This window comes from Massilia brevitalea (assembly GCF_030711405.1).
Lineage (GTDB): Bacteria > Pseudomonadota > Gammaproteobacteria > Burkholderiales > Burkholderiaceae_D > Telluria > Telluria brevitalea.
The window spans coordinates 53,275-75,573 of sequence record NZ_JAULSI010000014.1; the positions used below are offsets into that span (position 1 = coordinate 53,275).

Sequence of the window (22,299 nt, forward strand, 5' to 3'; positions counted from 1 at the left end):
CATTCTTGCAGGCGCGCGGCACGGTAGACTTTTCGTCACAGACGTTCATTCCGTACACGGAAGATGTATCATTTTAGAAAGTCCACGCCTGTTCACTTACGAGGAAACCTGCCTTGAAACTTCGCCCGCACCACACCGCCGCCATTGCCGCCCTGGTTCTCGCCCTGCCCGCCCAGGCCCAGTTGCCAAGCGCCCTGAAAACCCAGGTCTCGTCCAGCGTGAACAGCGCCTGGCCTGCGCTGGAAGGCATCTACAAGGACCTGCACGCCCACCCCGAGCTGGCCTTCCAGGAAACGCGCACCGCCGGCAAGCTGGCGCTTGAAATGCGCAAGCTCGGCTTCACGGTGACGGAAAAGGTCGGCAAGACCGGCGTCGTCGCGATCTACAGGAACGGCGCCGGCCCGACCGTGATGGTGCGCACCGAGCTCGATGGCCTGCCGATGGAAGAAAAGTCCGGCCTGCCCTACGCCAGCCGCGCGAAAGCCACCAGCGAAGGCCGCGAAAGCTTTACCGCCCACAGCTGCGGCCACGACATCCACATGACGTCCTGGCTGGCCACGGCGCGCACGCTGGTGAACATGAAGTCGCAGTGGAGCGGCACGCTGATGTTCGTCGCCCAGCCGGCCGAGGAGACCGTGTCCGGGGCCAAGGCGATGCTGGCCGACGGCCTGTTCACGCGCTTCGCCAGGCCGGACTATGCGTTCGCCCTGCACTCCTGGCCGCTGGCCCACGGCACGGTCGGCTACAACGTCGGCGCGGTGTCGTCGAATTCGGATGCGATCGAGATCGTGTTCAAGGGCCGCGGCGGCCACGGCTCGGCGCCGGACAAGGCGGTCGACCCGATCGCGATTGCGGCGCGCTTCGTCACCGACGTGCAGATCGTGGTCAGCCGCGAGAAGGACCCGAAGGAGTTCGGCGTGGTGACGATTGGCGCCATCAACGGCGGCACGGTCGGCAACATCATCCCGGACAGCGTGCAGGTGCGCGGCACCATCCGTTCCTACAGCCCGGCGGTGCGGGCCAAGCTGCTCGATGGCGTGAAGCGCATCGCGCTGGCCTCGGCGGCGATGGCGAATGCGCCGGCGCCCCAGGTCGAGCTGATCCCGGGCGGCACGGCCATCATGAACAGCGAAGCGCTGGTGGCGCAGCTGGAGCCGGTGTTCAAGGATGCCTTTGGCGAAGCGAATGCCCAGCGCATGCCGGCCATGACGGCCAGCGAAGACTTTTCGCAGTACGTGGACCAGGGCGTGCCCTCGGTGTTCTTCTTCACCGGCGTGTACGACGCCAAGGACGTGGCGGAAGCCGCGCGCGAAGGCGGCAAGCCGATCGCCTTCAACCACTCGCCGTTCTATGCGCCGGTGCCGGAACCGTCGATCAAGACGGCCGCGCAGGCGATGAGCCTGGCCGTCCTGAACGTGCTGAAGCGCTGACCGTCATTCCAGCCGGAAGACCACGTCGATTGGCTGCATCAGCTTCAGGGCTTCGATGGCGAGGAAGTCGCTGCGCGCCACGTTGGCCCCGCTGGCGCGGCGCGAACTGAAGTCGTCGCGCACCAGGCCCATGCTGTAGCCGACGTTCTTCACCCCGGCCGGGGTGACGGCGGTAACCGGGCCGAGCTTGCGGCGCGCGCCCCTGGCGATGATCTCGGCGCGGCGGCGCGCGTCGCGCAGGGCGTTCGCCATCAGCTCGGCTTCGACTTCGTCGCGCGTGCTGGAGTCGAACGAGGTGGCGAAGCTGCCCAGGTTCGGCATGTCGAGCAGGGGGCCGACCACGGCGGCCCACTTCGACAGGTCGCGCATGTTGATGTGGACGCTGGAGCGCAGCTCGTACAGGGGAGCCTCCGGCGGGCCATCTTTTTTCTGCTCCTTGCGCACGTCGCGCGTTTCCATGTCTTCCAGGGGCACGCCCTGCGCCTGCAACAGCGCGCGCACTTCGGCGATGCGGGTCTCGACCGTGGTGCGCGCCAGCTGCGGGTCGGCGCCCGCCACCAGGATCTCGAAGTCGATGGCGCCGATGTCGGGCACGCGGTACACGGAGGCGTCGGCGCTGACGTGCACGAAGGGATAGGCCGGCAGGGGCGAGGCGCTCGCCGCAACGGGCAGCGTGGCGATGGCGATGGCGAGGCAAAGACGTGTCAGCATGGAGTCTCCAGGTGGCGAATGTGACTCCAGCATAGCCGTATGTAGACAGTGCTGTCTACAAATTTTGCTGGGCGTTCGAATCGAGTAGACAAGCATTTCTAGACAAGCTATTCTGGACGCGACCCGTTACCCGAGGAAGCGCCATGCCCACCCCATCCGACCTCCCCAAGCCGACCGCGGCCGAACTCGACCTACTGCAGGTGCTGTGGCCGCTCGGCGCCGCCACCGCGCGCCAGGTGCACGACAGCATGCAGAAGACCCGGCCCGACGTTACCTACGCCACCGTGCTGCGCCTGATGCAGATCATGCACACCAAAGGCCTCCTGATCCGCGACGAGAGCGAACGCTCGCACGTGTACGCGCCGGCCCAGCCGCAGGATTCGCTGCAGACGAATTTGCTGAAGGACCTGGTGCAGCGCGCCTTTGCCGGCTCGGCCAAGGCCCTGGTGCTGGCCGCGCTGAAAAGCGGCATCTCGAAGAAGGAACGCGCCGAAATCGAAAAGCTGCTGAAGGAGGACAAGGAATGACGCTGCCATCCTTCGTGTCCCAGCTGGGCTGGGTGCTGCTCGACTTCGTCTGGCAGGGCGCGCTGGTCGGCTGCGCCACGGCCGTGCTGCTGCTCGCCCTGCGCAACGCGCGCGCCGAATCGCGCTATGTGGTGGCCTGCAGCGGCCTGCTCCTGTGCCTGTTGTGGCCGGCCTGCGCGCTGGTGCTGCGCCTCGGCGGCGATGCGGATGGCGCCAGCGCCGCCCTGCCCCTCGGCCAGCTGTTAATTGGCGGCGCGGCGCAGGCGGACAGCTGGCTCGATACGGTGCAGCGCAAGCTGTCGTGGATGGTCGGCGCCTGGGCCTGCTGCGCCGCGGCGCTGGCCCTGCGCATGGTGCTCGGCCTGATGTGGATAGACCGGGCGGCGCGCCGCGAGGCGGGCAATGCGCAGTGGCAGGCGCGCCTGGACACGCTGGCGCGCGGCTTCGGCATCGACCGTGCCGTACGCCTGCGTATCGTCGACGGCCTGGCCAGCCCGGTCACGGCCGGCTGGCTGAAGCCGGTGGTGCTGGTGCCGGCGGCGCTGGTGTCGGGCATGCCGCCGCAGCTGCTGGAAGCCTTGCTGGCGCACGAACTGGCGCACGTGCGCCGCGGAGACTACCTGGTCAACCTGGTCCAGAGTGTGATCGAGACCCTGCTGTTCTACCACCCGGCCGTGTGGTGGATCTCGCACCGCATCCGCGTCGAGCGCGAACATATTGCCGACGACCTGGCCGCGCGCCAGATCGGCGAACCGCGGCGCCTTGCCCTGGCGCTTTCCGAACTGGAGAAACTCCAGTTCGCCAACAACAAACTGGCCATGGCGGCCAATGGAGGAGATCTCATGCAACGCATCAAACGACTGGTCCGTCCCACGCCCGATATGCAGGCACTCAACTGGAAGGCGGCGATTCCCGTACTGGGCCTGGCCGCCACCCTGCTGGTCGGCTGCGCGCAGACGCCGGTGGCCGACAGCGCGGACGCCGTCACCACCCCGCCGCTCGCCCAGTTCAGCAGCTGCGCCAAGCCGATGTACCCGGCCGAAACGCTGGCAAAGCGGCTGCAAGGTACGGTGACCTTGCAATTCAAGGTCGAGGCCGACGGCAGCGTGCAGGACTCGAAGGTGATGAAGTCGAGCGGGGATGCATCGCTGGACGAAGCGGCGCGCGTGGCGATTGCCAAGTGCACCTTTACGCCGGCAACGGTGAACGGCAAGCCGAAGGCGGCGTGGGCGCCGGTGCAGTACGTGTGGTCGGTGGACTGAGTGCGGGGATGATGCGGTAAACGTAGGGTGGGCCGGGCCGCGAAAGGCACAACCGTACGGTGGGCACTCCGTGCCCACGCGGAACGATGATCATCGTTAGCGCGTGCCGTATCGAGATCGAAGCGGATTGCCGGCGTATGAGAAGCGTCTCGCGAACGTCTCCAGCATGCTTGAAGCCGCGGAGCGAATAGTCGCAGCAGCGGACCCTGGACAAGCACGTAACCGCGTGGGCACGGGGTGCCCACCGTACGTTCCCGCAGTCAACTTCGGACGCGCAAGCGACGAGACGAACATTCACGCTGTAAACGACAAAGGGCGCTGATATGTCAGCGCCCTCTTCATTCAACGCGACGAAGGATTACACCGCCGACACGTCCAGCTCCGTTCCGGTCGCCGCCAGCACGTCTTCCTTGCTCACGCCCGGCGCCAGCTCGACCAGCTTCAGGCCGGCGCCGGTGACATCGATCACACCCAGGTCGGTAATGATGCGGTCCACCACGCCCACGCCGGTCAGCGGCAGGTCGCATTTCTTGAGGATCTTGTGCGACGTCGTGCCGTCCTTGGCGGTCGCCACGTGTTCCATCACCACCACCACGCGCTTGACGCCGGCCACCAGGTCCATCGCGCCGCCCATGCCCTTCACCATCTTGCCCGGGATCATCCAGTTGGCCAGGTCGCCGCCTTCCGACACCTGCATCGCACCAAGGATGGCGAGGTTGATCTTGCCGCCGCGGATCATGCCGAAGGAATCGGCCGAGCTGAAGTAGGAGGCGCCCGGCAGCGCGGTCACGGTCTGCTTGCCGGCGTTGATCAGGTCGGCGTCGACCGCGTCATCCGTCGGGAACGGTCCAATGCCGAGCAAGCCGTTTTCCGATTGCAGGAAGACTTCGATGTCCTGCGGCACATAGTTGGCGACCAAGGTCGGCAAGCCGATGCCCAGGTTCACATAAAAGCCGTCCTGCAGCTCTTTCGCTGCGCGCGCAGCCATTTCATCACGAGTCCATGCCATGTTCTGTCTCCGAATGATCTTTTAGTTGGCGCGCACGGTCCGCTGTTCGATGCGCTTTTCAGGCGTCGGGTTGTGGACGATGCGGTGCACGAAGATGCTCGGGGTGTGCACCCCGTCCGGATCGATCTCGCCAATCTCGACCAGTTCCTCGACTTCCGCGATGCAGACCTTGCCTGCGCTGGCCACGTTCGGGTTGAAGTTGCGCGCGGTCTTGCGGAACACCAGGTTGCCGGCCTTGTCGGCTTTCCAGGCTTTCACCAGCGAGACGTCGGGCAGCAGCGCGTGTTCCATCACGTAGTGCTCGCCGTCGAATTCGCGCGTTTCCTTGCCGTCGGCAACGATGGTGCCGTAGCCGGTTTTCGTGAAGAAGGCCGGGATGCCGGCGCCGCCTGCGCGCAGCTTTTCGGCCAGCGTGCCTTGCGGGGTGAATTCGAGTTCGAGTTCGCCGGCCAGGAACTGGCGTGCGAATTCCTTGTTCTCGCCCACGTAGGAGGCGATCATCTTCTTGATCTGCCGCGTTTCCAGCAGCTGGCCGAGGCCGAAGCCGTCCACGCCTGCGTTGTTGGAGATGGCAGTGAGTTGCTTGACGCCCGAATCGCGCAGCGCTGCGATCAGCGCTTCGGGAATGCCGCACAGGCCGAAGCCGCCGACGGCGATCGTCTGGCCGTCCTGGACGACGCCGGCCAGCGCCGATGCCGCATCTGGATAAACTTTGTTCATACCCGTCCCTTTAATAGTTAAGCCAAGAAGCTCTTATGTCCTGCAGAGTAGAGCGAGGCAGCATAAAATACGCTTGCGCAAAGCACAATACCGTAGAAATACCGGCCCCCGGCCAAACCCGTCCCCAGTCGACCTGCATCAGATGAATTCATCATACGCCATTGATTACGAAATGATTTTCCAGCATGCCCCGGTCGGCATGTGCATTTCGGTGAACCGTGTGATCCAGTCCTGCAACGTGGCGCTGGCATCGATGTTCGGCTACGAACGCGGTCAGCTCGACGGCCAGTCCTTCGCCGTGCTCTACCCCACCATGGACGAGTTCCTGCGCACCGGCGACCGCATCGTGCCGATCATGAACGCGCGCGGGCGCTATTCCGACGAGCGCATCATGCGCCGCGGCGACGGGGAACTGTTCTGGTGCCATGTGGCCGGCCGCGCGCTCGATGCGGGCGACGCGCTCGGCGCCGGCGTCTGGACCTTCGAGGACGTCAGCGAAAAGCGTCCGGTCACGGCGGAACTGACGCCGCGCGAACGCGAGATCGCGGCGCTGCTGGTGGAAGGGAAAACCAGCAAGGTGATCGCCCGCGAAACCGACCTCAGCCCGCGCACGGTGGAGATGCACCGGGCGAAGCTGATGAAGAAGTTCGCTGCGTCGACCTCGTCGGAACTGGTGCACAAGCTGGTCGGCGTCGCGCGCTGAGACAGGGTATATTTTTGACTGCGGTTTCGAAGTAAATCCACTCCAGAACTGGAGTAAAGCAGACCGCAATTCAAACGCTTGAATGCACGCCGCGCAGGTCGATCATGGCAGGTTCCACGTCCAGCGCCTCCATGTTGCTCAGGGCGAGTGCCAGACCGGGGAAAGTGTGAACGATATCGTGGATGCCCCGGCCGCCCAGCTTGATGTTGGCTTCATAGCGGCACCACATGCGATAGAAAGCGTCCGCACGCGCGGCCGGGTCCAGGAACTGCAGCCGCCCGGCTTCTTCTGAACCAAACGCCTGTTCGGCGATGGCGACCACATCGCGCGCGGGATCGATGCGTTCGATGTCGAGCCCCACCGGCCCGTCCGGGCTGACCGCGCAGGCTACCCACTGCCCGCTATGCGAAATGCTCAGGCCAAGGCCCGGCCGTTCGGGAAAGGCGAGCGCCGGCGCATTGCCCGGCCGCTCGGTCAACTTGACCGCGTGCGGTGCGACGCCCAGCAACTCGCCAAGCGCCATGCGTAGCAGCACGCGGCCGGCGACGAACTGGCGCCGCCGCTCGGCGCGCACGAAGCGTTCGTGCCGCAGGCGCTCGGCGTCGTTCAGCCAGCCGAGGCCCGTCGCGAACCAGTCCGCATCCAGCGCTGACGTGTCGGCCAGCCACAGCAGCGTTCCTGCCTTTGCCATGGCTGCCCTTCCCGCTTATTTGAGCTTGACGAAGTCGGCCCTCAGCGCCACGCCCGTCATCATCGCGCCATCGTGGCATTCGAACTCGGTCTCGCTCGAATTCTCGATGTTCTTGTAGTTGCTGACGATGTTCACGACCGCGTTCGCGCCGAGTTCCTGGGCGCGCGCCTTCAGGCGCAGCATGGCCGACAGAAAGGCCCAGTTGCAGGACTTCTCGGCCGACTTGCCGAAGGAGTTGGTCTTCTGGCTGGTCTGGTCGGTACCGAGCTTTTTCAGCACGGCCGGGGTCTTCTGCTTGCCGAAGTAGAACTTGACGTCGTCGCCGAGGCGGGACTGGGCGTCGTTGTCGGCCATGGCGGCGTCCAGCGGCATCATCAGCTTGGTATCGCGCGCCTGGGCTGGGAGGGTGCTGCCGATGGCGGCAATGGCGGCGACGGTGAGGATCAGTTTTTTCATGTTGTTATTCGCTTGTGGATCGGTGGAAGAAAACCGGCGGCGCTACCCTGCCGCCGGCGACTATCGAAGCGGACAGGATCGTCCGCCGTGCTGCAAACTCAGTTGACCGCTGCGTCGTCGGCGCCGGTCGGGCCGCCTACGGCCTGGTCGTAGTTGGCGATGACGTAGCTGCTGGCCAGCCTGGACACGCGGGTCAGCATCAGATTGTCCTGCACGCCCAGGGTAAAGCCGCCGCTCATCGCATTCGCGCGCTGGAAGAATTCCGGCGTGGCGATCACCTTGCCGGTGTTGTCGCGGAAGGTCACGCGCATCAGCACGCCCGAGCTGCCGGCCAGCGGACCGAGGAACACGCGCTTGGTGGTGCTCTTGAACGACATCTCTTCGACGATCGGTTCCACGGTCAGCGTGCGGCCATTGTCCGGGCGGCTATTCCACTGGGCCAGCGACGGCGCCAGGTCCTTGTCCAGGTTGGCGGCGATCTTGCCCAGCGCGGCCGGGTTGCCCTTGTAGCCGGGCGCATAGGCCACCGGCTTGACGTCGATGCGGCCATAGGACGAGAACGCGGTGGCCGGCGCCGGGTTGTGCGACGACGAAGCCTTGATCTTGGTGGCGCAGCCGTGGATCAGCGGGAGCGCAACCAGGGCAGCAGCGGCGAGGAGGATGCGGCGGGTGTTCTTCATGGTTTATCTCTCTTGGTTGTTGGAAGACCAGCGTTTGAAAATCAGGGACGTGTTGATGCCGCCGAACGCAAAATTGTTCGACATGACGTACTCGCATTCGAGGCGCCGTCCCTCGCCCCGGATGTAATCCAGTTCCCCGCACTCCGGGTCGATGTCGTTCAGGTTCAGCGTCGGCGCGAACCAGCCTTCGCGCATCATCTCGATGCTGAACCAGGCCTCGAGCGCGCCGCAGGCGCCCAGGGTGTGGCCCATGTAGCTCTTCAGGGAGCTGATCGGCATGCGGCTGCCGAACAGCGCGTGCGTGGCCTGGGTCTCGGCCAGGTCGCCCTGCTGGGTCGCGGTGCCGTGCGCGTTCACGTAGCCGATCGCGTCCGGCGCCAGGCCGGCGTCGTCCAGCGCCAGCTGCATCGCCACCTGCATCGTGGCCGCCTTCGGCTGGGTCACGTGGGTGCCGTCGCTGTTGGTGCCGAAGCCCACCAGCTCGGCGTAGATGGTGGCGCCGCGCGCGACCGCATGCTCATACTCTTCCAGGATCAGGCAGCCGGCGCCCTCGCCGATCACCAGGCCGTCGCGCGCACGGTCGAAGGGGCGCGGCGTGGTCTCGGGCGTATCGTTGCGGGTGCTGGTGGCGAACAGGGTGTCGAACACGGCCGCCTCGGTGGCGCACAGCTCCTCGGCGCCGCCGGCGATCATCGCAGTCTGCTTCCCGCTCTGGATCGCCTCGTAGGCATAGCCGATACCCTGGCTGCCCGAGGTGCAGGCCGACGAGGTGGTGAACACGCGCCCGGTCACGCCGAAGAACACGCCGATGTTCACCGGCGCCGTGTGCGCCATCATCTTGATGTAGGTGGTGGCGTTGATGCCGCGCGTGGTGCGTTCTTCCATCATGCGCCCGAAGTCGCCGATGGCGCTTGGGGTGCCGGCCGAGGACCCGAAGGACACGCCGACCTTGCCGCTACTGAGCATGGGATGGTCCAGCAGGCCCGCATCCTGCAGCGCCAGTTCGCTGGCGCGGGTGGCGAGCAAGGCCACGCGGCCCATGCTGCGCATGGTCTTGCGGTTGAAGCGCGGCGACAGTTCGAATGGCGCGGCCGGCGCGCCGAGGCGCGTGTTCAGGCCCTCGTAGTCGGCCCAGTCATCCATGCGCACGATGGCGTTGCGGCCGGCGCCCAGGCGCGCGCGGACCGTGGCCCAATCGTTGCCGAGCGGGCTGATGCCGGCCATGCCGGTGACGACGACGCGGCGCTTCATGCCAGGCCTCCGTTCACCGACAGCACCTGGCGCGTGACGTAACCCGCGTCTTCCGACATCAAATAGCTCACCGCCGCCGCCACTTCGTGCGGGCGGCCGACGCGGCGCGCCGGGATCATCTTCAGCGCTTCTTCCATCGGTACTTCCTCGATCATGTCGGTCTCGATCAGGCCGGGCGCCACGCAGTTCACCGTGATGCTGCGCTTGGCCAGTTCCAGCGCCAGCGCCTTGGTGGCGCCGATGATGCCGGCTTTCGCTGCGCTGTAGTTCACCTGTCCCCGGTTGCCGACCAGGCCGGACACCGAGGCCATGGTCACGATGCGGCCCGGCTTGCGGCGCTGGACCATCGGCATCACCAAGGGGTTGAGCACATTGAAGAAGCCGTCGAGATTCGTGCCCAGCACCTGGTCCCACTCCTCTCCGGTCATGGCCGGGAAAGCGGTATCGCGCGCCACACCGGCATTCGCCACCACGCCGTAGTAGCAGCCATGGGCCTCGATGTCGGCCAGCAGCGCGGCGCCCGTCGCATCGCGTTCTGCGATATCGAACTGCAGCACGCGCGCCTGCCCGCCATCGGCATTGATACCGGCGGCGACCGCATCGGCTTCCTCGCGCCGGCTGCGGCAATGCACGACCACCGTGTATCCGTCGCGCGCCAGGCGCTGGGCGATGGCCTTGCCGATGCCGCGCGACGAGCCGGTCACCAGCACACTCTTGTCTTTACTACTCATTCTGAACTCCGTTGCAAAAACTCTTCAACATTATCTGGCTGGAAGACGGTGATCGTGGCCGTGGCCAGTTCCTTTACGCTGCCGTCTTCACTGACTTCCTGAATACAGCAATCGAAGGCACCCAGGCCGTTGTCGCCCTGCAGCGCGCGGTGCACATGGATGGTGAGCACGCTGCCCAGCGCAAACGCTGGCACCGCACAGGCATAGCGCCGCGTGCCGAGCAGGAAGCCGACGCGCACCGGCTCGCCGCGCTGCGTGGCCACATAACCCGCATGCGCCGCCACCGCCTGCGCCATGTACTCGACGCCGACCCAGGCGCCGACCACGCCCTTGGCCAGGAACATGGTGTCCGGGCCGATGCGCACCTCGGCCGTCAGGTTCTCTTCGTCGGCCGACACAAAACTGCCGAGCAGGGACATGGCGCCGCTGTGCGGGACCAGGCTGTGGATGTCGGGCACGGTCATCCCATCCTCCCGAACACCAGCGCCGCGTTCGAGCCGCCGAAGGCAAACGAATTGCTCAGCGCGTAGCGGATCGGACGGCCCAGGCGCGCGCCGGGGGCGGCCACGTTCAACGCGGGCAGCGCCGCGTCAAGCACGCCGTCCCACAAATGCGGCGGCAGTTTGCCTTCAGGGTTATCGTCCTGCATCGCCAGCCAGCAGAAGGCCGCTTCCACCGCGCCGGCCGCGCCCAGCGTGTGGCCGGTGAACGGCTTGGTCGAGCTCACCGCAATGTCATGGCCGAACAGTTCGGCCACGGCGCGCGACTCCATCGCATCGTTCTGCACGGTCGCGGTGCCGTGCAAATTGATGTAGTCGATCTCGCCGGCGGCGATGCCGGCGCGGCGCAAGGCCTCGTTCATGGCGATGCGCGCGCCGCCGCCTTGCGGATCGGGCGCCGACATGTGGTGCCCGTCCGAGGATTCGCCCCAGCCGCACAGGGCCACCGCTGCCGGCTCCTTCGTCATCAGGAACAGTGCCGCGCCCTCGCCCAGGTTGATGCCCTTGCGGCTGGCGCCGAGCGGGTTGCACTGCACGTCGCTCACCGATTCCAGCGCAGAGAAGCCGGCCACCGTGAAGCAACACAGCGTATCCACGCCGCCGGTCAGCACCGCATCGGCCAGGCCCATGCGGATCAAACGCGCGGCGCTGGCCATGGCCTTGGCGCTCGACGAGCAGGCGCTCGAATGCACATAGGCCGGACCGGCGGTGCCGAGTTCGCGCGCCAGGAACAGGGCCGGCGACGCCATCTCCTGCTGGCCGTAATGGAAGTCGTCGGGCAGCGTGCCGGTCTCCAGGTGCGCAGCCAGCGCCGCTTCGGTGGCGCCCACGCCCGAGGTGCTGGTGCCGATGATGACGGCGACGCGGCCCGCGCCGTAGCGCGCAATCGCCGCGTCCACGGCAGGTCGGATCTGCGCCAGCGCGGCCAGCGCCAGCGCGTTGTTCCGGCTGCGCAGCGGCAGCGGCAGGTGGTCAAGCGACGGCAGCACGGCGTCGGCCTGGCCCAGCGGCAGCGGGCGGCCCGGCGAGCAGGCGTCGGACACCTGCAGGCCGGAGCACGCTTCATCGAGCAGGCGGCGCCGGATCGCCTCGCGCTCTGCGCCCAGCGCGCACACCAGTGCGCATTCGTTCAGGTAAAGCATGTCGGTATTCATTCGCTGGCCGACACGATGGTCAGCTTGTATTGGTAGCGCTGGTTGTCCAGCACTGCGGTGCCCTGCCAGCGCGGCAGCCCGCTGTATTGAATCGTCGCCACCACCTCGCCGTTCAGCTTCAGCGTGCGGCGCAGGCCTTCTTCGGAAATGGTCCAGCCGGCCGGCAGCACGCGCGCGATCTCGGCCACCGGCCATAGGGTCAGCTGCACGTCTTCGAGAACGTCGGCAGCGCGCACCTGGGCCGGCAGCATGGCGTGGCGCCATTCGGTCAGTTCCCTGCCGTCGTACTCCAGGCTCAGTACGCGCATGCCGAGCGCCAGGCCGACCAGGCTGACCTTGTCGGCGTCGACCTCCAGGGCCGCGTCGAGGTCGTTGGTGTTCCCTGCACGCTGCACCGTCAGGTGCTGCTGCACGCTGATGGTTTCTCCCAGCGCGGCAGGGGCCAGGCGCAGGCCGAGGCGCGCCGGGCCTTCCGTCCTGGTCGCACAGCCGGTCACGGCCAGCGCGGCGGCGAACAAGGCAACTGCCTTAAACGAGGACAGGCTTCGCATGGATGGTTTCCTTTTTCACGATGAAGCACGGGGCGGCGAACCAGACCAGGGTGGTCCCGATCAGCATGGTCATGCCGAAAGCCTGCAGCGCCGGCGTGCCGCTCAGGCCCAGCAGGCCAAAGGCGAGGATGGCGCTGGCCGCCGACAGGCCCACCGCCAGCCAGGGCGCGTCGCCGGCATGTTCGGTTTCTTCCTGCATGAAAATGCCGTAGTCGACGCCCACGCCCAGCAGCAGCATCAGCGCCAGCACATGGAACAGGGTCAGGCTCTGGCCGCCAAAGCCGAGGAAGGCAAGCGTGGCGATGCTGCCCAGCGCGGTCGGCGCCAGCACGCGCCAGGTGCGGCCCTTGTACCGCGGCAGCAGCACCAGGAACACCACCAGGTAGGCGCCCAGCACCACCCAGCCCATATCGGCGCGGTAGCGGCCCAGCACCGACGAAATGCCGCCAACCTTGTCGACCCACTGCACGCCCTGCAGCCCGTCGCTGGCCTTGGCCAGTACCGGGATCGAGGCATAGCGCATGCCGCGCAGGGCGACGATGCTGGCCTGGACACCCTCCACTTCACCCAGCCACAAATGGCGCCAGGGCTGGCTGGCCGGGGTGCGCATGAAGGTGTCCATGTTCATGGGGCGGCCGTTGGCGCGCAGGTGCTCGGCGGTGGCAGCGGCCCATGCCGGATCTTCGCCGATCTCGCGGCCGAGGGCGGCCAGCGGACCGTTCGCGCTTAGGAGCTTGTCGTTCACCAGCGCCAGGCGCGCGGCCTGCGTCTGGCGCGACGGCACCCAGTTCGACAACGCCTGGTAGCCGGCGATGTGGCCCTGGCCGATCAGGGCGTCGAGGCGGCGTTTCAAGGCTTCCTCCCGCTGCAGCACTTCCTCGGCGGTGGCGCCGCGCACCAGGTAGTACTGCACCGGGCTCGGTGCATCGAGCAGCTTGCCCAGCTTGATCTGGTCGCCGATGAGGGCCGGCGGCGAGGATTGCAGCGAGCGGATGTCGTCGTTCGTGCCCAGGCGCGACCAGCCGAGCGCCGCGAACACCGTCATCATTACCAGCGGCACGACCGCGCGCGGTCCCTGCGGAAAGCGCGGCCAGGCCAGCACCAGGCCACGGTAGCGGCGCGCCAGCCAGCCCGGCTTCAGGGTGTCGGCCTTGATCAGCACCGGGAACCAGCACACCACGGTCAGCCAGGCAAACACCAGGCCCAGGGCCGAGAACACGGCCATGTGGCGCAGGCCGGGAAAAGGCGTCAGGGCCAGGCCCAGGTAGCCGATCACTGCGGCCAGGAGCGTGAAGGCCAGGCCGGGCAACAAGCGGCGCAAAAGGCGCGGCGAATCGACGGCCTTGTCGGCGCCGAGACGGTGGCAGAGGAAGTAGATGCCGTAGTCCTGGGCAACGCCGATCAGGCTCGCGCCGAACACGAGGGTCAGCAAGTGGATGCGGCCAAACAGCAGCCAGCACAGCGACAGCGCGCCAAGAAAACCCACGCCGATCGACAGCAGGGTCAGGCTGATCGGCTTGACCGAGCGGAAGGTCAGCCAGGTCAGCAGCACGATGCCGATCAGCGAACCGGCGCCGATGGTGTGCACTTCGCGGCTGGCCTGGGCGCCGGCGGCAGCGGCGTGCAGGACCACGCCGGCGGTGATGATCTCGCTCGCCGGCACGGCTTGAAGCGCGGCGGCCTTGGCCGCGTCCAGCAGCGGCACCACGCTTTGCTGGGCGCCGAGCGAGAAGGCCGATGGCTTCAGGGTGTAGGTGAGCAGCACGTACTCGCGCCCTTCCCCACTGACGAACAGGCGGCCGTCGCGCGGGCGCACCGGGGTTTCGCCGGCGCGTTCCTGGGCCCAGCCGGCAAACAGACCGAAAGGATCGTCGCGGAAGGCGCCGAGTTTGGGGCCGGAGAAGGCGCTATACAGGCGCGCCAGCGCGGACTCGGTCCAAAACTGGGCCGGCTGCTCGCGCAGCTGCTTTTCCTGCGCGGCGCCGATCAGCAGCGCCGCATGCGGCTGCAGGCTGGCCAGCCAGTTGGCCTGCGATTCGTCGCCCATGGCGTCGAAGGAAATCAGCTCGGCATGCGGCTGCAAGACCTTGCGGTAGGCGTCTGCGGCCTGCCCCGCATCCTGCCACTCTTTCGCACCGACCAGCACCACCACGCGCTGCTGGGCGCTGTCGACCATGTGGGTAAAGGATTGCTGCAGCACCGGGTCGCGCTCGTCGAGCGGCAGCAGCGCCAGGATGTCGGTATCCGGCGTGATGCGCTGGCCCAGCCACAGCCAGGCGTTGTGCCCGACCAGCAGGCAGACCACCAGCGCCCACAGCAGCGCCAGGCGCTTGCTAGCGTTTCCCTTGATGTTCACAGCAGCGCCGCCTCTTCCGGCAGCATGGCGCCGGCGCCGGTCTTGATGTCGGAGAAGCTGATGTCGGTGCGGTCGCCGCTTTCCTCGGCCATGTGGATGGTGCGCACGTAGGCGCCGCCGTCGAGCGAAATGGCGCCGATGGCGCGCGCCACCGCCGGGTTGCGCGCCTTCAGCGCCACCTTCCAGCTGTCGTTCGTGGCCGAGCCGTCGACCTCGAACAAGGCGTCGAGCTGGCCCAGGTCGCCGGCCAGCAGCGAGAACAGTACGCCATTAATCATGCGCACGGTCGGCTCCTGGCTCGCGTCGAGGCGCATCGCCACGCGGTCGCCCTGCATGTGGACGATCTCGTCGCGCTTCAGGCGCAGCGTGTTCGGGAAGGGTTTGAGGGTACGCCACAGCACGCCCTTGCCGGCCACCACGCAGAAGCGGCCGCTGGACGCCAGCGGCTTCTTCATGCCGGCCAGGGTCTTGGTCTGGCTGAAGCTGCCGCACAGCTGGTCCGGCTTGGCCAGCATGGCCTGGATCTTGGCAATCGGGGCAGCAGCTTGCGCGCCGGCGCAGGCCAGGCTCAGCGCGGCGGCGATCAGGATGCGTTTCATGGTGCGGGTACTCCCAGTTTCTCGAACAGGATGGCGGGCGAGGCAAAGCACATCTCGCCGCTGTGGACGTCGACCGCCACTTGCGTGGTAGTGGCGCGGTTCAGGCGCTTGCCGCTGGCGGCGTCGCTGATCAGATAGTCGATGCGCAGGCGGTTTTCCCACTCGACGATCTCGGCGCGCAGCAGCAGGCGCTGTCCAAAGGTGGCCGGGCCGGCGTAGCGCAAATTCATTTCGATGATCGGCCAGGCATAGCCCGATGCTTTCATCTGCTCATAGTTGTAGCCGATCTTGTCGAGCAACGCGCAGCGCGCCACTTCCAGGTACTTCACGTAGTTGCCGTGCCAGACGATCTGCATTGGATCCAGGTCGAAGAACTGGACGTGCATTTCCACTTCGGCCCACCAGCGGCTGGGCTCTTTCACCTTACGCATACAGGCTCCAGGCCTGGTCGCGGATGCGGCCCAGCAGCAGGTGCAGTTCCGGATCGAGGCGGCGGTCTTCCAGCACCGGCGCCACGTCCTGGCCGAGCAGCGCCATCATGCGCGCCAGCGGCGCCGGCAGCGGACGCGAAGTGTCGAGGCGCTGGCGCAGCCACACGCCCTGGCGCACCGTTACCAGCAGCGCCGCGGCCACCTGTTCGGTCAGTTCCAGCACGCGCAGGCAGTCGCGCGCGGCGATCGTGCCCATGCTCACCTTGTCCTGGTTGTGGCATTCGGTCGAGCGCGAGAACACCGAGGCCGGCATGGTCAGCTTCAGCGCTTCCGCGGTCCAGGCCGAGGCGCTGATCTGCAGCGCCTTCAGGCCGTGGTTGATGGCGGCGCGCTCGCCGGTCATGCCGGACAAATTGGCCGGCAGGCCCTGGTTGTAGCGGGCGTCGACCAGCAGCGCCATCTGGCGGTCCAGCAGATCGGCCAGGTTGGCCACCGCGTTCTTCATGCCGTCCATCGCAAAGGCGATGTGGCCGCCGTAGAAGTGGCCGCCGTGCAGCACGCGCTCGCCTTCGGCGTCGATGATCGGGTTGTCGTTGGCGCTGTTCAGCTCATTCTCGATGGACTCGCGGAAGAACGGCAGCGCGTCGGTCAGCACGCCGATCACGTGCGGCGCGCAGCGGATCGAGTAGCGGTCCTGCAGGCGCTTGCCGTTGCGTTCGAGCTGGCCGGCGTACTCCAGGTCCTGGCGCAGCCAGGCCGCCACGTTCTGCATGCCGGCGTGCGGCTTCACCGAGAACAGGGTTTCGTCGAAGTGGTGGTCGTTGCCGTCCAGCGCGAACGAGGCCAGCGCCGTGATGCGCGTGACCAGGCGCGCCAGGTAATCGGCGCGGTCCCAGGCCAGGCAGGCGAGACCGGTCATGACGGCGGTGCCGTTCATGATCGCCAGGCCTTCCTTCGGGCGCAGTTGCAGGGGCTCAATGCCCGCTTCCTGCAGCGCTTGCGCTGCAGGAAGCTGCACGCCATTCCTCAGCACTTCGCGCTCGCCGCACAGCACCGCCGCCAGGTAGGACAAGGGCGTCAGGTCGCCGCTGGCGCCGACCGAGCCTTCGCTCGGGATCAGCGGCAGCAGGCCGGAGTCGAACAGGCGCACGATCTGCTCCAGCAGGCCGACGCTCACGCCGGAAAAGCCCTTCGACAGCGAGGCCAGGCGCGCGCCCATCACCGCGCGCGTCTGCGCCGGCGTGAGGACCGCGCCCATGCCGCAGCCGTGGTAGGTGTACAGGTGGTGCGGCAGCTCGGCCACCAGCGACAGCGGCACCGCCACGGTGCAGGAGTCGCCGTAGCCGGTGGTCACGCCGTAGATGGCGCCGTCCTCGCGCAGCAGGCGGTCGAGGAAGTCGGCGCCTTTTGCAATCGCGGCGCGGAAAGCCGGGTCGCTCGAGAGCTCGGCGCGGGCCGTGCCGCGCGCCAGGTCGACGATGTCCTGCAGCGCCAGGCGCGTGCGGTCGAAGCGCACGGTGCGCTGCGGGGTGGTGATGTCAGTCAGCTGCATGGACGTGTTCCGTTCCGGGTAAATGCCAAAAATCGTAGAAGTTGAACCACTCCAGCGGCGCGCGCCGGGCATGGTGTTCGAGGCGCGCGGCGTATTGCGCGGCCAGCTCGGCCAGCGCCGCTTCGCGCCCGCGGCGCGGCAGCAGCACGCGCTCGCGCAGGAGTTCGAAGTGCAGCTCGTGGCCGGTCGCGAACAGTCCGTACATCGGGCAGCCGAGCACCGCGGCCATCACGTAAGGGCCGACCGGAAAGGCCGCGTCCCGGCCCATGAAGGGGGCGATGGCCACGCGCGGATTGTCGGACACCGGCACGCGATCGCCGGCAATCACAACGAATTCGCCGCACTCGATGCGCTCGGACAGCATCATCGCCATGGCCGGCGTCATCTCGGTGACCTGCATCAGGTTCAATTGGCTGCGCGGGTCGAGCTTCGCCAGCATGGCGTTGAAAGCCTGGGCGTGGCGGGTATGCACCAGCACGTTGATCTTCAGGCCTGGCGTGCGCAGCGACAGCGCGCGGCACAGGTCGAGGTTGCCGAGGTGGGCGCAGACCAGCAGCGCGCCGCGGCGCTGCTCGATCATCTCCCACAGCGGTTCGGCGCCATGCATGCGCACCTGCTCGAAGTCGTAGAGGCCGCCCCAGAGCAGCATCTTGTCGAGGATGGCTTCGGCAAAGGCGCCGAAGTGGCGCAGCACGCCAAGGAAGCCGCTCGGCGCCCCGGCACGCGCCAGGTAGCGTGAAGACGCGCGGCGCGCCCGCGCCTGGGTCAGCACGTACCAGGCCAGCACCGGATACAGCAGCACGCGGAAGGGCCAGCGCCCGAACACGCGGCAGACCCAGAACAGCAGGCGCATGCCGCCCACGAAGCTCGCTTCGTTGATGGCGGCCCAGTGGCGCGCGTCGTGCGGGCGGCTCAACGCCATCGGCGCACCAGCAAGGAAGGAATACGCGGCAGCATGCCGAAGAACAGGGCAACGTGCATGCGCGTGATCAGGACGTTGTCGGTCCAGGCTTGGAAGTGGGACACGCCGTCTTCCGGGTAGCCGACTTTGGTGGGCAGGTTCACGACCTCGACGCCGTCCCAGTACAGGCGCACCAGGATCTCGATGTCGAAGTTCATGCGCAGGCCCAGGCGGCGCCGCTTGGCCAGCGCCAGCACCGGCGCCACCGGATACACGCGAAAGCCGCACATCGAATCGCGGATCGCCAGCGACAGCGTGTTGATCCAGACCCAGACGTGGGTCAGGTAGCGCGCATACAGGCGCAGCGCCGGCACCGACTCGTCGTACACCGGGCAGCCGGCCACCACTGCTTGCGGACGCGCGCGTGCGGCATCCAGGAAGCGCGGGATGTCGGACACCGCATGCTGGCCGTCGGCGTCGACCTGCAGCACGTGGCTGTAGCCCTCGCGCGCCGCGCGTGCAAAGCCGGTCAGCACCGCCCCGCCCTTGCCCTGGTTGACCGTGTGCCGCTCCAGCACCACGCGGTCCGGGTGCAGCGCGGCCAGGCGGTCCAGCTCCGCCGCGCATGCCTGGGAGCTGCCGTCGTCGACCAGGATGCAGGGCATGCCGTGCTCCAGCACCTGCTCCAGCACCTTGCCGATTGCGTGCTCGTGGTTATAGACGGGAATGACGACGCAGGGCGTGAACACGTCAGGCAGCCTTGGCAAAGCGCAGCAGCGAGTGGCAGTAGCCGATGTTGTCGCGCGCGGTGACGAGTTCCAGGCCGGCGGCTCGCGCCAGTCGGATGTAGTCTTCGCTCTCGTACACCTTGCTGTTGCCGCTGGCGAGGTTGTTGAAGTAAGGCGAAGTATTGATCAGGCAGTAGGACGCGATGTCGTAGCGCTGGCGGTCCCAGAAGGTGTCCATGATCAGGACCTGGCCACGCGGGCCGAGGGTGGCGGCCACGCGTTCCAGGATCGAGCCGATCGCCTCTTCCGAGAAGCAGCTGAGGAACTGGCTCATCCAGATCAGGTCCATGTCGGCCGGCAGCGCGGCCGCCTTGTCCAGCAGATTCGTTGGATGCAGGGTCGCGCGTTCGCGCAGGCCGGCTTCCTGCAGGTGTTTGTCGGCCACGGCCAGCTGGCCCGGCAAGTCGACCAGGTGCAGTTCGATGTTGGCATTCGCCTGCAAGGCCGCCAGCGTGAACTTGCCGGTATTCGCGCCGATGTCCATCACGCGGCGCGGCGCGGTGGCAAAGACGTCGGGCAGGATGTCCGGGAAGGAGGTGTCCGAATAATAGTGGTCGAAGGCGAACCAGCTGGTACGCGCCGGTTCCGGCAGCTGCGACAGGCCTTCATAGATCGTCGGCCACTCGCCGAAGACCTTCAGGCCCAGCGGCTTTTCCTCGTCCAGGGTCTGTTCGAGCGAGAACATGGCCTGGTAGCAGACGTCGTGGTTGAAGTCGATGTTCACTTGCGTGATCGGATCGGTGAGGACGACGAAGCCGGCCTTGTCGAGCGCGTAGCGGCCATCGTTCAGCAAGACCACGCCGGCCGACAGGCAGGTTTCCAGCACCACCTTCAGTACGTAGGGCGTCCATTGGCCGGTGGCCGCCAGTTCCTCGACCGAGAGACCGGCCTCGCCGACGTCGGCGATGGCCTGCAGCATGCCGCGCTTCCAGGCATAGCGCACGCACTGGAACACCACCGGGCCATAGGCAATCTTCTGCGCTTCGAAACGGGCTTCGAAGGCACTCTGGCGCTCCGGCGAAAACTTCTTGTTCAACATGCTGTATCAGGTCCCCAGGAGTATGCGGCCGCTTGCGTGCGCGCCGGCGTCGGAAAAGTAACGGAAGTTCAGGCTGTTTTTATTCGTGTCGTGGACCAGCTCCAGCTGCACCGGGTGGCCGGGGCGGATCATCTGCTGGAACTTCAGGGCGTTGATGCCGGCGAACGCGCCGCCAAGACCCAGGTATTCGCGGCCGTAGGCAATCGCCCAGTCGACCTGCACCACGCCCGGCAGCACCGGCGCCACGCTGAAGTGGCCGTCGAAGTACAGCAGGTCGGGTGGCACCACGAGTTCGAGCAGCGCACGGGACGGCGCCTGCTCCAGCACGCGCAGGCTGGGGCGGCGCGGGTGGCTGTCGGGCGCCGGCTCCAGCAATGCCAGCAGCAGCGCCTGGGTGGTCTTGCCCTGGGCATTCACCGGCAGGCGGTCCAGGTAGCGCCAGCGGCGCGGTAAGGCGACCGCTTCCACGCTGGAGGCGAGCAGCATACGGAGTTTGTTGTTCAGGGCCTGCTTGCTGCCGGATTCGAGCCGGGCCGCGCCCGCGCCGCTCAGCACCACGAAGGCGGCCAGCGACTGGCGCGCGGCGGCGCCGTCGAGGCACGCCAGCACGCGCGCTTCCAGCACCAGGCCGGTTGCGCGCAGGGCCGATTCGACGGCGTCGAGCGAGACGCGCTTTTCTTCGATCTTGACGATGCGGTCGGCGCGGCCGCGCAGCAGGAAGCGCCCGCCGTCCAGCGCCTCGACGCGGTCGGACAGGATCTGCCAGCCACCCGGCCCGGCCTGGACCGAATCGACTTCGAGCAGGCCCTCGTCGCCGGCGCGCCACTGCACAAACGGCAGCGGGCGCCAGCCTTCGTCAGCTTGCAGCCCGCGCTGGCGCCAGCCGATGCCGCCGGTCTCCGAGCTGCCGTAGACTTCGATCGGCGACTGGCCCAGCAGCGTGCACGCGTGCAGGGATGCCTGGGCTTCGAGCATGCCGCCGGACGAGAACACGGCGCGCAGTTGTTCGCGCGCGCCCTGCCAGTCGAGGTGTTCAGGCAGGCGCTTCAGGTGGGCCGGGCTGCCCAGCAGCACGCAGGGCCGCTCGGCCAGCGCGCGCGCCAGGGTTTCGGGGTATTCGTGGCGTTCGGCGTGGATCGCGCGGCCAGCCATCAGGGGCCAGAGCACGCGGAACAGCAGGCCGTAGATATGCTGGTGCGAGACGGTGGCCAGCACCTCGGCATCACCGAGGGCGGCGCCGAACTGGGCGTCGAGGGCGTCGACTTCGCCGGTCAGCTGCGACAGCTGCTTGCGGATCGGCGTCGGCGCGCCGGTGCTGCCCGAGGTGTAGACCACCATGGCCGGGAAGTCCGGCGCCGGCGCGGTCCAGTCCACGTCGCCATCGTCATCCTCGGCGGGAACGGCAGGCGTGCAGGATGCGGGGAACTCGCCCCAGAAGGCGCCCACCTCGCCGGCCAGCGCGGCGCAGCTGGCCGGCAGCGTGTCGGCCACCATCCACACGGTTTTACCGGACAGCCAGGCGCCGAACAGGGCGGCGCCGAACTCCAGGCTGTCCTCAGAATACAGGGCGATCTGCGTGGCGCCAGTACGGCGGCCGAGCGCGGCCCAGGCACGCACGCGGGCCAGCCATTCGCCATGGCGCACGGGCTGGCCGGCACGCCAGCCTGCCAGCGCTTCAACATCGCGCGTGGCGAGACGGATAAACAAATCAGACATGGTGCAGCCGCTTGAAGCGTATGCGCAGCAGGTATTCGCCGCCGAACATCAGCCCCATCAGCAGATAGGAAATCACGCCGGTGTAGAGCGACCACACGGCTTCGGAACAGAACAGCGCCGTGCCCAGCGCAATCGCGCCGTTCACGACAAAGAAAACGCACCAGGCTTGCGTGACGCGGCGCGTATAGGCCACGCCTTCAGGCGGCAAATCCGGCTCGCGCAGGCGCGCCAGGCGCTCGACCATCGACGGGCCGTGCACCAGGCTGTAGCCGAAGGCGGCCAGCAGCGCGCCGTTCACGAGCACCGGATACAGCTTCAAAGGCAGCACGGCGTTCGACGCCACCGCCACCGCCACCAGCGCCAGCGCACCGGCGGCCGACCAGCGCGCCGAGGCGTTGATCTTCAGCGCCGGCAGGCGCACGGCGACGGTGGCCAGCAGCAGGCCGGCCAGCCAGCGCGGCTCGATGGCGCCGTGGCCGAACCAGATCGCCAGCGGATACAGCAGCGTCAGTGCGGCCGCGAGGACATTCCAGACCACTGT

General features: G+C 67.3%; 24 protein-coding genes. 4 read left to right on the forward strand and 20 right to left on the reverse strand.

Annotated features, from left to right (window positions below):
• Positions 1–113 precede the first annotated feature (113 nt).
• The gene (locus QWL29_RS10895; protein ID WP_305822912.1) at positions 114–1,430 is read left to right on the forward strand and encodes an amidohydrolase; all 1,317 of its coding nucleotides are present in this window, start codon (positions 114–116) and stop codon (positions 1,428–1,430) included.
• 3 nt (positions 1,431–1,433) lie between these two features.
• Here QWL29_RS10895 and QWL29_RS10900 read toward each other — a convergent pair whose 3' ends face one another.
• Complete coding sequence (locus QWL29_RS10900; RefSeq protein WP_305822913.1) at positions 1,434–2,141, reverse strand: SIMPL domain-containing protein; 708 nt, start codon at positions 2,139–2,141, stop codon at positions 1,434–1,436.
• A gap of 143 nt (positions 2,142–2,284) precedes the next feature.
• On the opposite strand from QWL29_RS10900, the gene QWL29_RS10905 reads away from it, so the two are divergent.
• Both QWL29_RS10905 and QWL29_RS10910 read left to right on the forward strand, forming a co-directional pair.
• The gene (locus QWL29_RS10905) at positions 2,285–2,668 is read left to right on the forward strand and encodes a BlaI/MecI/CopY family transcriptional regulator (RefSeq protein ID WP_305822914.1); all 384 of its coding nucleotides are present in this window, start codon (positions 2,285–2,287) and stop codon (positions 2,666–2,668) included.
• Positions 2,665–3,930 (forward strand): M56 family metallopeptidase, encoded by a 1,266-nt coding sequence (locus tag QWL29_RS10910; RefSeq protein WP_305822915.1) that lies wholly within the window; start codon positions 2,665–2,667, stop codon positions 3,928–3,930. The genes QWL29_RS10905 and QWL29_RS10910 overlap by 4 nt, the downstream gene beginning before the upstream one ends.
• 358 nt (positions 3,931–4,288) lie before the next feature.
• Here the strand turns inward: QWL29_RS10910 and QWL29_RS10915 are convergent, their stop codons facing one another.
• Both QWL29_RS10915 and QWL29_RS10920 read right to left on the reverse strand, forming a co-directional pair.
• Positions 4,289–4,939, reverse strand: coding sequence for a 3-oxoacid CoA-transferase subunit B (locus QWL29_RS10915; RefSeq protein WP_305822916.1), 651 nt, complete (start codon positions 4,937–4,939; stop codon positions 4,289–4,291).
• A gap of 21 nt (positions 4,940–4,960) precedes the next feature.
• The gene (locus QWL29_RS10920; protein WP_305822917.1) at positions 4,961–5,659 is read right to left on the reverse strand and encodes a CoA transferase subunit A; all 699 of its coding nucleotides are present in this window, start codon (positions 5,657–5,659) and stop codon (positions 4,961–4,963) included.
• A gap of 142 nt (positions 5,660–5,801) precedes the next feature.
• On the opposite strand from QWL29_RS10920, the gene QWL29_RS10925 reads away from it, so the two are divergent.
• On the forward strand, positions 5,802–6,362 hold the full coding sequence (locus QWL29_RS10925) for a PAS and helix-turn-helix domain-containing protein (RefSeq protein WP_305822918.1): 561 nt from the start codon (positions 5,802–5,804) through the stop codon (positions 6,360–6,362).
• 70 nt (positions 6,363–6,432) lie between these two features.
• Here QWL29_RS10925 and QWL29_RS10930 read toward each other — a convergent pair whose 3' ends face one another.
• The 17 genes from QWL29_RS10930 to QWL29_RS11010 all read right to left on the reverse strand — a co-directional run bounded on the left by QWL29_RS10930 (position 6,433) and on the right by QWL29_RS11010 (position 22,296).
• The gene (locus QWL29_RS10930) at positions 6,433–7,053 is read right to left on the reverse strand and encodes a 4'-phosphopantetheinyl transferase family protein (RefSeq protein ID WP_305822919.1); all 621 of its coding nucleotides are present in this window, start codon (positions 7,051–7,053) and stop codon (positions 6,433–6,435) included.
• Positions 7,054–7,068: 15 nt separating this feature from the next.
• Positions 7,069–7,509: a heavy metal-binding domain-containing protein gene (locus QWL29_RS10935; RefSeq protein ID WP_305822920.1), complete on the reverse strand. Its 441-nt coding sequence runs from the start codon at positions 7,507–7,509 to the stop codon at positions 7,069–7,071.
• A 98-nt stretch (positions 7,510–7,607) separates the two neighbouring features.
• The gene (locus QWL29_RS10940) at positions 7,608–8,189 is read right to left on the reverse strand and encodes a hypothetical protein (protein WP_305822921.1); all 582 of its coding nucleotides are present in this window, start codon (positions 8,187–8,189) and stop codon (positions 7,608–7,610) included.
• A gap of 3 nt (positions 8,190–8,192) precedes the next feature.
• A complete protein-coding gene (locus tag QWL29_RS10945; RefSeq protein ID WP_305822922.1) occupies positions 8,193–9,440 on the reverse strand; it encodes a beta-ketoacyl-ACP synthase in 1,248 nt (415 codons plus the stop codon).
• Positions 9,437–10,171 (reverse strand): 3-oxoacyl-ACP reductase FabG, encoded by a 735-nt coding sequence (gene fabG / locus QWL29_RS10950; protein WP_305822923.1) that lies wholly within the window; start codon positions 10,169–10,171, stop codon positions 9,437–9,439. Before fabG ends, QWL29_RS10945 begins: the two co-directional genes overlap by 4 nt.
• Complete coding sequence (locus QWL29_RS10955) at positions 10,168–10,635, reverse strand: hotdog family protein (RefSeq protein ID WP_305822924.1); 468 nt, start codon at positions 10,633–10,635, stop codon at positions 10,168–10,170. Before QWL29_RS10955 ends, fabG begins: the two co-directional genes overlap by 4 nt.
• Complete coding sequence (locus QWL29_RS10960) at positions 10,632–11,825, reverse strand: beta-ketoacyl-ACP synthase (protein WP_370663689.1); 1,194 nt, start codon at positions 11,823–11,825, stop codon at positions 10,632–10,634. Before QWL29_RS10960 ends, QWL29_RS10955 begins: the two co-directional genes overlap by 4 nt.
• Positions 11,822–12,376 carry a DUF3261 domain-containing protein gene (locus QWL29_RS10965; RefSeq protein ID WP_305822925.1) on the reverse strand — a complete coding sequence of 185 codons (555 nt, stop codon included), beginning with the start codon at positions 12,374–12,376 and terminating at the stop codon, positions 11,822–11,824. The genes QWL29_RS10960 and QWL29_RS10965 overlap by 4 nt, the downstream gene beginning before the upstream one ends.
• Positions 12,354–14,732 carry an MMPL family transporter gene (locus tag QWL29_RS10970; RefSeq protein WP_305822926.1) on the reverse strand — a complete coding sequence of 793 codons (2,379 nt, stop codon included), beginning with the start codon at positions 14,730–14,732 and terminating at the stop codon, positions 12,354–12,356. The genes QWL29_RS10965 and QWL29_RS10970 overlap by 23 nt, the downstream gene beginning before the upstream one ends.
• On the reverse strand, positions 14,729–15,331 hold the full coding sequence (locus QWL29_RS10975) for an outer membrane lipoprotein carrier protein LolA (protein WP_305822927.1): 603 nt from the start codon (positions 15,329–15,331) through the stop codon (positions 14,729–14,731). Before QWL29_RS10975 ends, QWL29_RS10970 begins: the two co-directional genes overlap by 4 nt.
• Complete coding sequence (locus tag QWL29_RS10980) at positions 15,328–15,762, reverse strand: acyl-CoA thioesterase (RefSeq protein ID WP_305822928.1); 435 nt, start codon at positions 15,760–15,762, stop codon at positions 15,328–15,330. The genes QWL29_RS10975 and QWL29_RS10980 overlap by 4 nt, the downstream gene beginning before the upstream one ends.
• Entirely contained in the window at positions 15,755–17,314 is a 1,560-nt protein-coding gene (locus QWL29_RS10985) for an HAL/PAL/TAL family ammonia-lyase (protein ID WP_305822929.1), read from the reverse strand. Before QWL29_RS10985 ends, QWL29_RS10980 begins: the two co-directional genes overlap by 8 nt.
• Positions 17,301–18,236, reverse strand: coding sequence for a lysophospholipid acyltransferase family protein (locus tag QWL29_RS10990; RefSeq protein ID WP_305822930.1), 936 nt, complete (start codon positions 18,234–18,236; stop codon positions 17,301–17,303). The genes QWL29_RS10985 and QWL29_RS10990 overlap by 14 nt, the downstream gene beginning before the upstream one ends.
• On the reverse strand, positions 18,227–18,973 hold the full coding sequence (locus tag QWL29_RS10995; RefSeq protein WP_305822980.1) for a glycosyltransferase family 2 protein: 747 nt from the start codon (positions 18,971–18,973) through the stop codon (positions 18,227–18,229). Before QWL29_RS10995 ends, QWL29_RS10990 begins: the two co-directional genes overlap by 10 nt.
• Positions 18,966–20,042 carry a class I SAM-dependent methyltransferase gene (locus QWL29_RS11000; protein ID WP_305822931.1) on the reverse strand — a complete coding sequence of 359 codons (1,077 nt, stop codon included), beginning with the start codon at positions 20,040–20,042 and terminating at the stop codon, positions 18,966–18,968. The genes QWL29_RS10995 and QWL29_RS11000 overlap by 8 nt, the downstream gene beginning before the upstream one ends.
• A gap of 6 nt (positions 20,043–20,048) precedes the next feature.
• Positions 20,049–21,758: an ApeI family dehydratase gene (locus tag QWL29_RS11005; RefSeq protein ID WP_305822932.1), complete on the reverse strand. Its 1,710-nt coding sequence runs from the start codon at positions 21,756–21,758 to the stop codon at positions 20,049–20,051.
• Positions 21,751–22,296, reverse strand: a complete 546-nt coding sequence (locus QWL29_RS11010) for a COG4648 family protein (protein ID WP_305822933.1) — start codon at positions 22,294–22,296, stop codon at positions 21,751–21,753. The genes QWL29_RS11005 and QWL29_RS11010 overlap by 8 nt, the downstream gene beginning before the upstream one ends.
• Positions 22,297–22,299: the final 3 nt, after the last annotated feature.

Excerpts from the sequence above, each read along its gene's own strand:
- QWL29_RS10900 (WP_305822913.1), bottom strand. The coding sequence starts at position 2,141 with ATGCTGACACGTCTTTGCCTCGCCATCGCCATCGCCACGCTGCCCGTT.
- QWL29_RS10905 (WP_305822914.1), top strand. The coding sequence starts at position 2,285 with ATGCCCACCCCATCCGACCTCCCCAAGCCGACCGCGGCCGAACTCGAC.
- QWL29_RS10910 (WP_305822915.1), top strand. The coding sequence starts at position 2,665 with ATGACGCTGCCATCCTTCGTGTCCCAGCTGGGCTGGGTGCTGCTCGAC.
- QWL29_RS10915 (WP_305822916.1), bottom strand. The coding sequence starts at position 4,939 with ATGGCATGGACTCGTGATGAAATGGCTGCGCGCGCAGCGAAAGAGCTG.
- QWL29_RS10920 (WP_305822917.1), bottom strand. The coding sequence starts at position 5,659 with ATGAACAAAGTTTATCCAGATGCGGCATCGGCGCTGGCCGGCGTCGTC.
- QWL29_RS10925 (WP_305822918.1), top strand. The coding sequence starts at position 5,802 with ATGAATTCATCATACGCCATTGATTACGAAATGATTTTCCAGCATGCC.
- QWL29_RS10930 (WP_305822919.1), bottom strand. The coding sequence starts at position 7,053 with ATGGCAAAGGCAGGAACGCTGCTGTGGCTGGCCGACACGTCAGCGCTG.
- QWL29_RS10935 (WP_305822920.1), bottom strand. The coding sequence starts at position 7,509 with ATGAAAAAACTGATCCTCACCGTCGCCGCCATTGCCGCCATCGGCAGC.
- QWL29_RS10940 (WP_305822921.1), bottom strand. The coding sequence starts at position 8,189 with ATGAAGAACACCCGCCGCATCCTCCTCGCCGCTGCTGCCCTGGTTGCG.
- QWL29_RS10945 (WP_305822922.1), bottom strand. The coding sequence starts at position 9,440 with ATGAAGCGCCGCGTCGTCGTCACCGGCATGGCCGGCATCAGCCCGCTC.
- fabG (WP_305822923.1), bottom strand. The coding sequence starts at position 10,171 with ATGAGTAGTAAAGACAAGAGTGTGCTGGTGACCGGCTCGTCGCGCGGC.
- QWL29_RS10955 (WP_305822924.1), bottom strand. The coding sequence starts at position 10,635 with ATGACCGTGCCCGACATCCACAGCCTGGTCCCGCACAGCGGCGCCATG.
- QWL29_RS10960 (WP_370663689.1), bottom strand. The coding sequence starts at position 11,825 with ATGAATACCGACATGCTTTACCTGAACGAATGCGCACTGGTGTGCGCG.
- QWL29_RS10965 (WP_305822925.1), bottom strand. The coding sequence starts at position 12,376 with ATGCGAAGCCTGTCCTCGTTTAAGGCAGTTGCCTTGTTCGCCGCCGCG.
- QWL29_RS10975 (WP_305822927.1), bottom strand. The coding sequence starts at position 15,331 with ATGAAACGCATCCTGATCGCCGCCGCGCTGAGCCTGGCCTGCGCCGGC.
- QWL29_RS10980 (WP_305822928.1), bottom strand. The coding sequence starts at position 15,762 with ATGCGTAAGGTGAAAGAGCCCAGCCGCTGGTGGGCCGAAGTGGAAATG.
- QWL29_RS10985 (WP_305822929.1), bottom strand. The coding sequence starts at position 17,314 with ATGCAGCTGACTGACATCACCACCCCGCAGCGCACCGTGCGCTTCGAC.
- QWL29_RS10990 (WP_305822930.1), bottom strand. The coding sequence starts at position 18,236 with ATGGCGTTGAGCCGCCCGCACGACGCGCGCCACTGGGCCGCCATCAAC.
- QWL29_RS11000 (WP_305822931.1), bottom strand. The coding sequence starts at position 20,042 with ATGTTGAACAAGAAGTTTTCGCCGGAGCGCCAGAGTGCCTTCGAAGCC.
- QWL29_RS11005 (WP_305822932.1), bottom strand. The coding sequence starts at position 21,758 with ATGTCTGATTTGTTTATCCGTCTCGCCACGCGCGATGTTGAAGCGCTG.